A 12109-nucleotide genomic window follows, 5' to 3' on the forward strand; every position below is an offset into this window, starting at 1 on the left:
GTGCAGACGGAAATGCTTCCCGGTTCTTCGGCCTCAGGCTCCTGTCTCCCCTGAAACCAACCGACAACCCGCGTCCTCTGTACATTTCTGACATTTGCCAGTCATCGGTGTGTTTTGTCAACAGCGTTCTTCTAGCTGTCCTGGTGACACCCGCCGGATTTGGAACGGCCAGGGCTGCAAACGGCAAGAATTGGGTGACAACGGGAGGCGAACGGTGGAGTTTGGCTCGGGCGCGTTACGCTTCGGCCTTCTGTTGAGCGAGCCATTCCCGAATGATGGTGGCGAGGCGTTGCGGCGCTTCCATCGGGACCATGTGGCCAGTGTCGGCGACGACCTCGAAGCTTGAGCCGACGAGCCCATTGTGAAGCTCCAGCGTTTCGGCGCGCGACCTCAACCGATCCTCTTCGCCGGCAATGACCAGGCTTGGGCACTGGATCGACGCCAGAGCGTCCCGTTCGTCCCTCCGCTCGATGAGAGATTGTCGGCGAAAGGCGTCGCCTCCCATTCGATGGCCTGCCGCCTGGATGCGATCGAGGATATCGGTCCGCCCCGCATTGTCGGGGTGCAGGGACGAGAGGATAGCCGATCGGCTGAGCCCCTTGAATGCCGTGCCAGCGGCCTGCCGGCGACGACAGCCTTTCGCTGGCGCTCGACGTCGCTGTCGCCGCGCGCGGACGTGGCAATGAGGATCAGTGCGGTCACCCGGTCGGGCGCCTGCCGGACGATTTCCCGGGCGACGTAGCCTCCCATGGAGAAACCGGTGAGTATGAAGCGATCCGGGGCATCCATCAGCGTGCGACGGGCCATGGCTTCGATCGAGCCGTCTTGCGACAGGTCGGCATAGGTCGCGGGACCGTACTCGCCGAGTGCGGGAACCACATCGCGCCAGAGATCGGCGTCGAGCATGAAGCCCGGAACAAAGAGCATTGCCACAGTCGCCACCTCCCCGCACACCTGCTCGTAGATTGACCCTATCGGAAGAAATGGCGGCGGTCGTCAAGCGAGATGCCGCCTTCGGACGGAAAGCCTCTTGCGCCCTGGCAGTCATGCGGCGCGAACCGTGCAGTGCGCCTGCCCCTTAGTCGACTTCCAAAGATCGGCTCAGCGCCGATTTCCAGCCGGCGATGAAATCCGCCGAGATGCGCGCCTGCGGTACCATCGTGTCGAAGCCGTGATAGGCGCCGGGAACCACGGACATTTCGACCGGCACGCCGGCCACGACGAGACGGGATGCGAAATGTATCGATTCCTATGCGAACAGGTCGAGTGTGCCAACGCCGATCCAGGTTGGTGGCAGGCCGGCAAGATCGACGGCGCGTGCCGGAGCCGCCTCCGCCGGTGGTTCCGCCATCAGCGGCTTGCGACCGAGCAGGGAAGTCCAGCCAAAAGCATTCGACTGCGCGTTCCAGATGAAGGTTCCGACGTGAGCCGGTGGCAAGCGCAACACAGTGCGGTCGTCGAGCATTGGATAACGCAACAACTGGAAGCGGATCGGCCACTCGCCGCGGTCACGTGCCCGGAGCGAGACGGCAGCGGCAAGCCCGGCGCCGGCACTCTCGCCCATCACGGCGATCCGCTTCCTATCAACGCCAAGCTCGACCGCAGCCTGATGCAACCAGCCGAGCGCCGCGTATGCGTCGTCGAGCCCAGCCGGGAACGGATGCTCGGGTGCAAGGCGGTAGTCGACCGAAACGATAAGCGCGCCCAGTTCCGCGGACAATTGCTGCAGTTCGGGAACGGCGACTTCGGGCTTGCCAACGACCAGTCCACCACCGTGAAGATGCAGGATTGCCGGCTTGTTCGGGCGCTCCGGCGCCGGATTGACAAAGACGACCCGCAGCTTCGGATTTCCCTCGCCGCCCGCGATGAAGCGTTCCTGTGGCTGGACGGCCGGCGGCGATAGCGCCGGCGGGAATTGGGCGTTGCGGATCATCTGGAGATTGTCCATGCCGAGGTCGAGAGGCGGAATGTTCCCGAGGATCGGCAATCTCGAGGATTCGTCCCTGATCGCCCGCAAGATCAGACGCACCGAAGCGTCTATCTTTGCAGCACCGGCGCTGATCGCGGCGCACGGCATGTCATTGCTGCCTTCCGACCTAACAACCTATCCGTTGATCGGCGGGCAGATCGCACCGGGCGAAAGCCAGACCTGGACACTTCACCGTGCGGCGCAAGACCCGGTGAAGGTTGAGTTCAAGCCGCGCATGTGTGCCAACAGCGTCCGCGCCATCTCGGAGGCTATCGAGGCCGGGATCGGCATCGGCCGCCTGCCAGCCGTCATCGGCCGCAGGATGGTCGCCGAGGGAACCGAGCCGCGGCATGCTGCCCGGTGTCCGCCTGCTGCTCGACACGCTGAGCCGCGAGGCTGGCGCGTTCTTGTAAGTGATTTCGAAGTCAAACGGTGGTGCCGCCGCAATCACGCCAAGGGCCCGTACCCGAGAGAACAAAATTCGCCTGCCATAACTGACATGGTCGCGATGAGCGTGCCACCGAACAGCATTCCGACTCGTTAGTCAGATTTACCAGTATGGATCGAAATCGGCGTCTTATCGTTCCAATCTTCCCCGCCTACCTTTTGCGTCGACACTGCAACGCAAGACGGAGGAGGAACTGGACAGGGCCCGCTGACTTTCGGCGCTCCGAATGACAGCGCCTCCCCCAAATTCAGCAGACGCGGATAGGACGCGCGCTTGTCGCGCCCTCCCCGGCATCGAATAGCCGGAGGAACGGCGACGTTCGTGATCGTCGGATGTCCCAACAGACAATCTATCGAGGAGAGAAACGTGCTTGATCGCATTCAATCGCAATTCGCAGCCGCAGGTGCGGCGGTTTTCCTGGGTCTTTCGCCGGAGGTCGCCTTCGCCCAATCCCTGGAGGAGCGTCGCGAACGCGGCGCCGCCGTCATCCGGACCCTCAACAATGGCGTGACGCAGCCCAACCTGGAACGGATGCGGCAGGAGTTTCCCTTCCTTGCCGATGCGACCGAGGCCTATGCCCTTGGCGACGTCTGGGCTCGCCCGGGTCTCGACAACAGGACGCGGCAACTGGCGGCGGTCGCCGCCTTCGCTGCGATGGGCCTGACGGAGCTGATGAATGTCCATGCCGGATACGCGCTCAACATCGGTGTTTCCGAGGATGAGCTCAAGGAAATCATCTACATGGTAACTGTTCCGGCCGGATTTCCCCGCGCCATTGCTGCCTCGCAATCCTTGTCGCAGCTCTTTGCCGAACGGGCCGAAGCGGGCAAGGACAAGCCTGCGGGAGAGCAGCCATGAACAATCTCCCCAAGCTTGCCGCCGCCACCCTTGTTGCCGGTCTCGCATCTGTCGACGCGCCGATCTCCCGTCAAGCCGTCGCGGAGGACGTCATGAGCAGCGAGGCTCAAAGCAAGCAAGCAGATCATCCCTATGTCGGCATGTGGGTGACCGAGGACGGGCGGATCCGCCAGGAGCTGTTGCCGAACGGCCGTTATGACGAGGCGCGCGGAAACCGAAAGAGCGCCTATCAGGGGCGCTACGAAGTGACCGGCAACCAGATCGACTACTGGGATGACACCGGCTTTACGGCCGATGGCGAGTTCATGGATGACGTGCTGCACCATGGCGGCATGGTGTTTTACCGCGAAAGGTGACTGCGGAAGGGGAGCACGTGAAGACTGTCGTTACGGGATCGCCCCGATCCTTTGATGCCAACGATGGTTGCCGCGTGTCTCCCGCCCCGCCTCTGCAGCCGAATGTCCATTGCGGCTGCAGAGGCGGGGCGGGAGGCGGGGAAGAAGTGAAGGCTCTGCCGGGCTCTTGCGATCACGGCAAGCCTTCTGGAGGCGATCACAGGCGCGGTAGAACTCGCGGTGACATTCTTTGATGCATTGAAGGTTGTCGATCGGCGGGCCATGATTGCATCATCACTCTGCCCAATCACACCGACACTGGTAAGTTGAGCCGTCCAATGGCCGTCGATCTTAATGCCATCTCCGTCTTCATGGCCGTCGCCGAGGCGCGGAGTTTTCGCGCGGCTGCCGAGCATCTGGGCGTTACCCGATCGGCCGTAAGCCAGTCTCTGCGGCGGCTGGAAGATCGGCTCGGCGTTGCACTCGTGCAGCGGACGACACGCAGCGTCAGCCTTACGGAGGCTGGCGCGCAACTTTACCTGCGCGTTGCCCCGGCCCTCGCGGAGGTCGGCCTGGCCCTGGACGCCACAGCCGACCGGGACATGGCCCCAACCGGGCTGTTGCGGCTGGCGGTGTCCTCGATCGCCGAAAGGTTTATATCAGGGGCGCTGCTCGCAAGCTTTGCCGAGGCCTACCCCACGATCCAGATCGATGTGACCGTCACGGACGAGGAGTTCGACATCGTGGCCCAAGGCTATGATGCCGGGGTGCGGCTCGGCGAAGTCATCGAGCAGGACATGATCGCAGTCCCGGTATCGGCCGAGCAACGCCAGACCGCTGTCGCGGCGCCATCCTATATCGAACGCTTCGGCAAGCCCATGCAACCGTCGGACCTCGCGCTGCACCGCTGCATCGGCTGGCGTCCGGCGCCTCAAACGGCACCTTATCGCTGGGAGTTCGGCAAGGATGGGCGCGAGTTCGACGTGGCGGTGAACCCGCAGATCACCACCAACGACATGTCGCTGATGATCCGGACCGCCTGCGCCGGGGGCGGCATAACCTTCGGCATGGAGGAAACCTTCAGACCCTATGTTTCCGCGGGACAACTGGTGCCGCTTCTCGAGGACTATTTCCCGCCGTTCGCGGGCTTTTATCTCTACTTTCCCAATCGGCGGAACCTTGCGCCGAAGCTGCGCGCGCTCATCGAGCATGTGCGGTGGCGACCCAACGCCGGATAGAGCAATCCGAAGCAGCTAAGCGACGATCTCGCGTACGAAGTCAAGAAAGGCGCAGAGTTTTGCAGGCATCAGGTCCGAGCGGCGATAATAGGCATGGAGCGGAAAGGTTTCTTCTGACCAGTCCGGCAGGATCTGGATCAGATCGCCGTCCGACAATTCGTTCCTGACATAGAGCTCGAGCAATTGCGCGATCCCCGCGCCGCTGCGGCAGGCGGCAATCAGCGAGCCCGTGTCATTGACCATGACCCGGCCGGTCGCCGCGAACGGTATGGCTTCGCCACGGCTCTGAAACTCCCAGGCGAAGGGGCGCCCGGTCGCCGGGTCGCGGATGAGGACGCATTGGTGCCCGTGCAAAAGATCGCCTGGCACTTGCGGCCTGCCATATTTCTTTAGGTATTGCGCCGACGCACAGGTGAACACACGCGTTTCCAGCAGCAGTTCCGTATGCATAGAATAGGCGCCAGGCTCGCCGAAGCGTACGGCAACGTCCGTCCCCTCGCCGACAAAATCGCCGATCGAGTCACGCACGAAGATCTCGACCGACAGTTCCGGATAGCGTTCGAGAAAGTCATTGATCCTCGGGGCGAGCACGAAGTGCCCGAAGGTCCCATCGACATTGATCCGCAGCTTGCCACGCACGTGCGTTTTGGTGCCGCCGGCCATGATCGCGGCCTCCTCGATTGCCGAAAGAAGTGGCGCGACGAGTTCATAAAAGCGCCGCCCCTCGTCCGTCAGCGAGATTGCCCGGGCGCTTCGATTGAAAATACGTATGCCGACGCGCTCCTCCAATCGGGCCACGGCGCGGCTGACCGCAGGCTGAGTCAACCCCATTGCTTCACCGGCCCGGGCAAAGCTGCCGGCCTCGACGACTGCTAAAAGCACTCCGATCCCGCTGAGCAAGCGCGCATCAAACGTCATGACAACTCATACTTTCAGTAATTTATCTCCTGCGAATTATGCATTTTTTCTTCTCTCATGCCAGGCGTATCCTCCTCGCGATCAATAGACGGAACACCTGAAAGGCTTGGCACATGAGCAACAGCAACAAGGTTGCGCTGGTTACCGGAGCGTCGCGGGGCATTGGGGCGGAAATCGCCAGCGCCCTCGCCCGTGACGGCTTCAAGATTGTCGTGAACTGTGCGGGACGCACTGAGGCGGCCAAGGCGGTCGCGGACGAAATCATCGGCGGCGGTGGCGACGCACGCGTCATTCAAGCGGATGTCAGCGACGCCGGCGCGGTTGCCGCGATGTTCGACACGGCCACGCAAGCCTTCGGCGGGGTGGACGTCGTCGTCAACAGCGCCGGCATCATGAAGCTTGCACCGATTGCCGACGTCACCGACGACGTCGTCGACGACACCATCGCGATAAACCTGAAGGGCGCGTTCAACGTCTGCCGCGAGGCGGCGAAACGACTGCGCAACGACGGCCGGATCATCAACGTCTCGTCGAGCGTGATTGGAATGCGCCTGCCGACCTATGGCATCTACATTGCCACCAAGGCGGCGGTCGAAGGACTGACCCAGGTGCTGGCGCAAGAGATGCGTGGCCGCGGAATTCGCGTGAACGCGATCGCCCCCGGGCCTGTTGCGACGGAGCTGTTCCTGAGCGGAAAGAGCCCTGAACTGCTGGACCGCATGGCAAAGATGAACCCCCTCGAACGGCTCGCTGAACCCGAGGATATCGCCCGTGTCGTCTCGTTCCTCGCCGGACCGGAAGGCGCGTGGATCAATGGCCAGGTCATCCGGGCAAACGGCGGCATGTGCTGAGCCGCACGCATCTCCTCACAACGAATGCTCATTCATGGAAGGAACTTCCCGTGACACAGGCTACCACGCATGCGAATGCCATGGTTCTGCCGGATCTGGGAGCAGCACCGGACTTTATCTGATCTTCAACCTCACCGCGGCCTTTGTCGCATTATTTGATGCTGAGGATCACAACAGGTGAAGTCGTGAGCTGGTTCGGCTGGGAAAAGCTCTTCAACGGCGACATGCCCCGTGACATCGAGCTTTTCCAGAGTCGGGGCCTCGATCCGGCCGCTCGCCTATCTGACTATCGCCTTGGAGCTTTTCGGCGGTATCGCAATTGCGCTCGGGCTTCTGACGTGCGCCCTCGCCTTCATGCTCTTCATCCAGATGATCGTCATTCTGGTTGTGGTGATGATCCCGCGCGGCACGGGCTTTCAGCTTTCGATGGTATGGATCGGCGTCTTTGCCTATCTCAGCGCCCATGGGATCGGACGCTGGGCGCTGGACCGGCCGATTGACCGGCAGGTCTGAGCGTTCCACCGCAGATCATGTGAGGCCAGGGTCTGCCTTGACCACGAGCGCCTGAATGGGCCGGTCGCGCGATAGCGCGGCTGGCCACCCAGCGGTTCGTTTCGGATACCGATCGGGAAGAACTGTTGTGTTCCCTAAACCTCTTTGCTAGAGGTTCCTTGTCGTATTCAGCTTAGGCGAGCATTCATTCGCATCGCCATGACCCGAACCATCGGGGTCCGCAGCGCCGACACTCTCCCCCCCCCAAAAAAACGCTTCGATCCTTCCGGCGCCACGAACGGGCTAGACGTCTTCGCGCGCCGGTTCTCTCCTGCTTCTCAAGCTCAAGGACGATAATCCGTGCCCTCACGCTTCATTTTGCCCACCCTCGCGCTTGCCGTTTTCTTTGTCGGCGCGACCGAGTTCATGCTGTCGGCGATGCTTTCGCCCCTGGCCGTGGCCTTCGAGACGACGCCGGCGCACGCCGCATGGCTCGTCAGCAGCTACGCGCTTTCCTATGCCGTGGCCGCGCCGATCTTCGGCTACCTTTCCGATCGCATAGACCGTCGCCGACTTCTGCTCGTGTCGCTGGTTCTGTTCTCGATTGACGGCCTCGCGCTGACGATCGCGCCGAGCTTCGGGGCAGCGATCGTCCTGCGGGTCTTCGGCGGCCTGGCGTCGGCGGCTCTGATTCCGACGGCCTTTGCCCTGGTGGCAGACATCATCCCCGCGCACCGACAATCCGCCGCGATGGGAGCGGTGATGATCGGCATGACATCAGGCATCGTCTCGGGGCCGGTCATCGCCGGCGTCCTGACGGAGGCATTCGATTGGCGTGCGCCTTTCCTGGTGACTGCCGCCGGCTGCCTCACGACAGTTGCCATAGCCCGGAGTGCGATTCCCGCCCGGGCGGGAAATCCCCCAGTGCCGAAGATGAGGCGTCCTGTCTGGCTCGGCCGTGGCAATTTGATCCGCCCCCTGGCCGCGAAAGGCCTTTGGAACGGAACGGCTGTCGCCGGTTTCCTTCTCGCCGGCGAGGTCCTGCGGCTTCGTTATGACCTCGGTGTTGCGGCCACCGGCGTCTCCATCTCGGCTTTCGGTCTGGGACTCTTGCTTGGCAACCTCGGCGTCGGCCGAGCCGCACGGCTGTTTCGCGGTGACGATCGCACGCTGATCGTTGCGCTGTTCCTCCTGAGTGCGGCGGTCGGCGGCTTCATGCTCAACCCCCTGTCGTTCACGGGGGACCTCGTTTTCCTGACGGCATGGGGCTTTGCCTTGGGGCTCGCCGCACCGACGAGCACCGCCATTCTTGCGAGCCTGGCCGGAGAGGAAAAAGGTCAGGTGCTTTCGCTTTCGGAAAGCCTCAACAACCTGACGATCCTGGCCGTGCTGCCGCTTGCTGCGATGCAGCTCGACGCGACTGGTGCAACTGGAGCGGCGCTGGTCCTTGCCGTATTCCTCGCGATCGGTGTTTTCCTCGCGATCGCGGACCTTGCCACCCGAAAGCCGACAGCGCCGTGAGACCTGTCTCGCGGGGGAAGGCCTGAGTCGGGGCGAACGAGGCGGCGGGGCAAGAACCGCGCCTTGCCGGCAAGCTCCGGGGCGTCCTCAGAGGAAGGCTGGCCAAGAAAGTGCCCGTGCGAGCCTAACCTCCCGCCCCGACAGCTCATTTTTTCGCGCGCAGCGTCATCCGGTGGTTGCCCGCCTATCGGAGGATGCATAAGCTCCCCGCCGCGCGGCATCGCCGCAGGCCGTTTCACGGCATCCTGGAGTCAAGAAATCAACCATGACAGTCGCCATCCCTGCCGTGACACGCCCGAAGACGCATCTGGCCGTCCTGGTCGTTCTCGGGGTCACCCATCTCCTCAACGACCTCATGCAGTCGCTGATCCCGGCCGCCTATCCGATCCTGAAGGACGCCTATGCGCTCGACTTCGTGCAGATCGGCATGATCACCATGACCTTCCAGATTGCCGGGTCTCTGCTGCAGCCGGCGATCGGCATGGTCACGGACAAACACCCCGCCCCCTATTCGCCAGTCGTCGGGATGATGTTCACGCTTTCGGGCCTGGTCAGCCTCGCCCTTGCCGATAGCTATGCCATGATCCTTGTCTCTGTCGCGCTGATCGGCATCGGGTCTTCCATTTTCCACCCGGAAGCCACGCGCATGGCGCGCTATGCCGCCGGCGGCCGGCAGGGATTGGCGCAGGGACTGTTTCAGGTCGGCGGCCAGGCAGGCGGCGCACTCGGTCCGGTTTTTGCCGCGGTGATCATCGTTCCCTGGGGGCAGCCGAGCCTCGCCTGGTTCGCCGCCCTGGCGTTGCTGGCAATGGTGCTTCTCGCGTGGATCGGCGGCAAGCAGCGGGAGATCAGCGCCGCATTCATGGCGCTGCGGGCGGACAGCAAGAGGGCGGGCAGCATCCGCCACGCGCCGGCGACGATTGGCGCCGCTCTGGTGGTCCTGACGCTGCTGATGTTCACCAAGAACGCCTATGGCGAAAGTTTCCGCTCGTTCTACACCTTCTACCTCATGGAGAAGTTCGGCCTCTCCATCCCTTCCGCACAGATGATGTTGTTCATCTTCCTGCTTGCCTCGGCCGCAGGCGCACTGATCGGAGGGATTGTCGGCGATCGCATCGGACGCTACCGGATCATCTGGATCTCGGTTCTGGGGCCGCTTCCCCTGACGCTGATCCTGCCACATGCCGATCTGTTCTGGACCGGCGTGCTGACGGTGATGATCAACCTGATCATGGCAAGCGCCTTCGCATCGATCCTGATCTACGCCATCGAGCTTTTGCCGAACCGCATCGGGCTTATCGGCGGGCTGTTCTACGGCTTGAACTTCGGTCTCGGCGGCATTGCGGCAGCGCTTCTCGGGATACTGGCCGATAGCTACGGCGTCGAAACGGTCTATTATATCTGCTCGTTCCTTCCGCTTGCGGGGCTTCTCGCGTGGTTCCTCCCGAAGATCGAGGAAGGTCATTCTTGACGAACGTCTCCCGCTCTCTCGACGGAGAGAGCGGGAGAGGACATGCCCGATTGTGGGATGACGCAACGCGTTTCATACTCGCCCTGCGTCGGCGGCAGCAGCGTTCTAAAGAGAGGATAATGACATGCATGAACTTGCAATTCTTGCCTCCATCCTGGGCGTCTTCCTGCTTGGAGCCATGAGCCCCGGGCCGAGCTTCATCGTGGTGTCGCGGATCGCGATCGCACGGTCCCGCGCCGATGGATTGATGGCAGCGGTCGGCATGGGCATTGGCGGCTTTTTCTTCGCCTGTATTGCGGTCGCCGGCCTGACGGCGATCCTTCTTCAGGTTGAATGGCTCAACATCCTCCTGAGGCTCGCCGGTGGCGCCTATCTCGTCTGGATCGGCATAAGCATCTGGCGGGCCGCACCGCAGAAGATAATGATTGCCGAGACACCCGCCGACCAGCCAAGCACGCTCTGGAAATCCCTGCTGCGGGGGCTCTTCGTTCAGATCTCCAACCCGAAGACGGCGATCTTTTACGCCTCGATGTTCGCCGCGCTGTTGCCGTCGCCGGCGCCTACCTGGATGCTTCTCGCCCTGCCCCCGCTGCTCTTCATCAACGAGTTCGCGTGGTACGCAATCGTCGCCCTCGGCTTTTCCTCCCACGGCCCGCGGGTCGTCTACCTGCGCTCCAAGACCTGGATCGACCGCGCCGCCGGCGCCGTGGTGGGCGCACTGGGGCTGAAGCTGATGACGGATAGCGCACGAACAATCGCCTGACGGCGCTTGTTCGCAGCGTTGCCTTATCTGAACGACCGGTCGGCGTTGGTCGCCGCCGGTGCGAGCGGCATGGCGGCTGCATAGCCTCGCGGTGCGAGGCGCGCGGTGAGCGCGGCCGCGATAAGAATAGAACCGAGTTGCCACTTCCAGCCGGCGGCAAAGCTTCCGGTGAGGTCGTGAAGTGCGGACACGATCATCGGCGGTGTCGCGGCCAGGAGGAAACCACCGCCTTGCATGACGGCCGATAACGCGGTTGCCTGTGCGGGGTCGGCCAGATGATCGAGTGCGACCACCATCGACAGGGCGAAGCAGCCACCGAGCCCGGCGCCGGTCAGCGCGACGAAAGCGAACGGTGCGGCATGCGGCGCGAAGGCAAAGCCCACAAAGCCTGCGAACTGGCACCCAAGCGTGAACCATAGCCACGGCCGTCGGTCCATCCCGTTGCGGCAGGCCAAAACCGGCAGGATAAGCGCTGCCGCCGCCTGGAAAGCCGCCATGATCGCGAGCAGGCTGCCGCTCGCGGAAGCGCCCCAGCCAAGCTGCTGGTAGTGCGGAGCGAGCCAGACCACCACGGAAGTATAGCCGCCATTGACCAGACCGAAGAATACCATGAGCAGCCAGGCTCGAGGCTTCGCGAGCAAATTTCGGACGAGGTTGCCTTCCTGATTCCGGGGGGCGTCACTGGGAAGCGCGATCCAGGCAACAGCGACGGCGACAAAGCCGAGCGCGGCCAGCGAAGCCAGTCCGATGCGCCAGCTGCCGGTCAAATCCGCGATGACAGGAGAAGCCTGCGCTCCCAAGGCGCCGCCGCCCAGCAGCATCGCCGAGTAGAGCCCGGCGATCGGGCCCGCCTGATCCGGAAACTGCCGTTTGATGATGCCGGGGAAGACAGCCTGAACGACAGCGACACCTGCCCCGATCACCGCAGCCGTTGCGATCATCATCCAGCCGCTGGAAACGAAGAGACGCAATATCGTCCCGAGGCTGATGGTGGCGAGCGCAGACAGGATCACCGGGCGTGTGCCGGCGATCCGCTGCAGACCAGGGCCAAGGAAAGCAACGCAACCCATCAGTACCATCGGCACGAATGTCAGCATTGCCAGCCCATAGGATCCGAGGCCGGTACCGGCGTGAATACTCTCGGCTAAAGGCCCGATACTTGCAATAAACGGGCGAAGATTGAGACCGACGGCCGCCACGGCGACCAAAAAGACCCAACGCAACCCGCCCTGGTTCTGCATATGA

At 62.9% G+C, this 12109-nt stretch carries 14 protein-coding genes; 9 read left to right on the forward strand and 5 right to left on the reverse strand.

Annotated features, from left to right (window positions below):
• Nucleotides 1–235: 235 nt before the first annotated feature.
• From IB279_RS36980 to IB279_RS19255, 3 genes are all read right to left on the reverse strand, one after another.
• Nucleotides 236–394: an alpha/beta fold hydrolase gene (locus tag IB279_RS36980; protein ID WP_210338674.1), complete on the reverse strand. Its 159-nt coding sequence runs from the start codon at nt 392–394 to the stop codon at nt 236–238.
• Entirely contained in the window at nt 391–933 is a 543-nt protein-coding gene (locus IB279_RS36985; RefSeq protein ID WP_210338675.1) for an alpha/beta fold hydrolase, read from the reverse strand. The genes IB279_RS36980 and IB279_RS36985 overlap by 4 nt, the downstream gene beginning before the upstream one ends.
• Before the next feature lie 316 nt (nt 934–1249).
• The gene (locus IB279_RS19255) at nt 1250–1948 is read right to left on the reverse strand and encodes an alpha/beta hydrolase (protein ID WP_162741168.1); all 699 of its coding nucleotides are present in this window, start codon (nt 1946–1948) and stop codon (nt 1250–1252) included.
• A gap of 19 nt (nt 1949–1967) precedes the next feature.
• Here IB279_RS19255 and IB279_RS19260 point away from each other — a divergent pair, with 19 nt between their 5' ends.
• The 4 genes from IB279_RS19260 to IB279_RS19275 all read left to right on the forward strand — a co-directional run bounded on the left by IB279_RS19260 (nt 1968) and on the right by IB279_RS19275 (nt 4848).
• Nucleotides 1968–2513, forward strand: a complete 546-nt coding sequence (locus tag IB279_RS19260) for a LysR substrate-binding domain-containing protein (protein ID WP_162741167.1) — start codon at nt 1968–1970, stop codon at nt 2511–2513.
• A 321-nt stretch (nt 2514–2834) separates the two neighbouring features.
• Nucleotides 2835–3275 (forward strand): carboxymuconolactone decarboxylase family protein, encoded by a 441-nt coding sequence (locus tag IB279_RS19265; RefSeq protein WP_210338678.1) that lies wholly within the window; start codon nt 2835–2837, stop codon nt 3273–3275.
• Nucleotides 3272–3631, forward strand: coding sequence for an Atu4866 domain-containing protein (locus tag IB279_RS19270; protein WP_192339557.1), 360 nt, complete (start codon nt 3272–3274; stop codon nt 3629–3631). The genes IB279_RS19265 and IB279_RS19270 overlap by 4 nt, the downstream gene beginning before the upstream one ends.
• 317 nt (nt 3632–3948) lie before the next feature.
• Nucleotides 3949–4848 carry a LysR family transcriptional regulator gene (locus IB279_RS19275; protein WP_113187764.1) on the forward strand — a complete coding sequence of 300 codons (900 nt, stop codon included), beginning with the start codon at nt 3949–3951 and terminating at the stop codon, nt 4846–4848.
• Nucleotides 4849–4863: 15 nt separating this feature from the next.
• Here IB279_RS19275 and IB279_RS19280 read toward each other — a convergent pair whose 3' ends face one another.
• A complete protein-coding gene (locus IB279_RS19280) occupies nt 4864–5766 on the reverse strand; it encodes a LysR family transcriptional regulator (protein ID WP_113187763.1) in 903 nt (300 codons plus the stop codon).
• Between the two features lie 113 nt (nt 5767–5879).
• Here IB279_RS19280 and IB279_RS19285 point away from each other — a divergent pair, with 113 nt between their 5' ends.
• From IB279_RS19285 to IB279_RS19305, 5 genes are all read left to right on the forward strand, one after another.
• Nucleotides 5880–6617, forward strand: a complete 738-nt coding sequence (locus IB279_RS19285; RefSeq protein ID WP_113187762.1) for an SDR family oxidoreductase — start codon at nt 5880–5882, stop codon at nt 6615–6617.
• 231 nt (nt 6618–6848) lie between these two features.
• Entirely contained in the window at nt 6849–7130 is a 282-nt protein-coding gene (locus IB279_RS19290) for a DoxX family protein (protein WP_192339560.1), read from the forward strand.
• A 339-nt stretch (nt 7131–7469) separates the two neighbouring features.
• On the forward strand, nt 7470–8630 hold the full coding sequence (locus tag IB279_RS19295) for an MFS transporter (RefSeq protein ID WP_113187760.1): 1161 nt from the start codon (nt 7470–7472) through the stop codon (nt 8628–8630).
• Between the two features lie 265 nt (nt 8631–8895).
• A complete protein-coding gene (locus tag IB279_RS19300) occupies nt 8896–10101 on the forward strand; it encodes an MFS transporter (protein ID WP_113187759.1) in 1206 nt (401 codons plus the stop codon).
• Between the two features lie 124 nt (nt 10102–10225).
• On the forward strand, nt 10226–10864 hold the full coding sequence (locus IB279_RS19305; protein WP_112976882.1) for a LysE family translocator: 639 nt from the start codon (nt 10226–10228) through the stop codon (nt 10862–10864).
• A gap of 23 nt (nt 10865–10887) precedes the next feature.
• Here IB279_RS19305 and IB279_RS19310 read toward each other — a convergent pair whose 3' ends face one another.
• Nucleotides 10888–12105 carry an MFS transporter gene (locus tag IB279_RS19310; protein WP_192339561.1) on the reverse strand — a complete coding sequence of 406 codons (1218 nt, stop codon included), beginning with the start codon at nt 12103–12105 and terminating at the stop codon, nt 10888–10890.
• Nucleotides 12106–12109: the final 4 nt, after the last annotated feature.

Source organism: Ensifer sp. ENS06 (assembly GCF_014852205.1).
In the GTDB taxonomy this organism is placed as follows: Bacteria; Pseudomonadota; Alphaproteobacteria; order Rhizobiales; family Rhizobiaceae; genus Ensifer; species Ensifer adhaerens.

Excerpts from the sequence above, each read along its gene's own strand:
- IB279_RS19305 (WP_112976882.1), top strand. The coding sequence starts at position 10,226 with ATGCATGAACTTGCAATTCTTGCCTCCATCCTGGGCGTCTTCCTGCTT.
- IB279_RS19270 (WP_192339557.1), top strand. The coding sequence starts at position 3,272 with ATGAACAATCTCCCCAAGCTTGCCGCCGCCACCCTTGTTGCCGGTCTC.
- IB279_RS19255 (WP_162741168.1), bottom strand. The coding sequence starts at position 1,948 with ATGGACAATCTCCAGATGATCCGCAACGCCCAATTCCCGCCGGCGCTA.
- IB279_RS19300 (WP_113187759.1), top strand. The coding sequence starts at position 8,896 with ATGACAGTCGCCATCCCTGCCGTGACACGCCCGAAGACGCATCTGGCC.
- IB279_RS19280 (WP_113187763.1), bottom strand. The coding sequence starts at position 5,766 with ATGACGTTTGATGCGCGCTTGCTCAGCGGGATCGGAGTGCTTTTAGCA.
- IB279_RS19275 (WP_113187764.1), top strand. The coding sequence starts at position 3,949 with ATGGCCGTCGATCTTAATGCCATCTCCGTCTTCATGGCCGTCGCCGAG.
- IB279_RS19310 (WP_192339561.1), bottom strand. The coding sequence starts at position 12,105 with ATGCAGAACCAGGGCGGGTTGCGTTGGGTCTTTTTGGTCGCCGTGGCG.
- IB279_RS19285 (WP_113187762.1), top strand. The coding sequence starts at position 5,880 with ATGAGCAACAGCAACAAGGTTGCGCTGGTTACCGGAGCGTCGCGGGGC.
- IB279_RS19260 (WP_162741167.1), top strand. The coding sequence starts at position 1,968 with ATGTTCCCGAGGATCGGCAATCTCGAGGATTCGTCCCTGATCGCCCGC.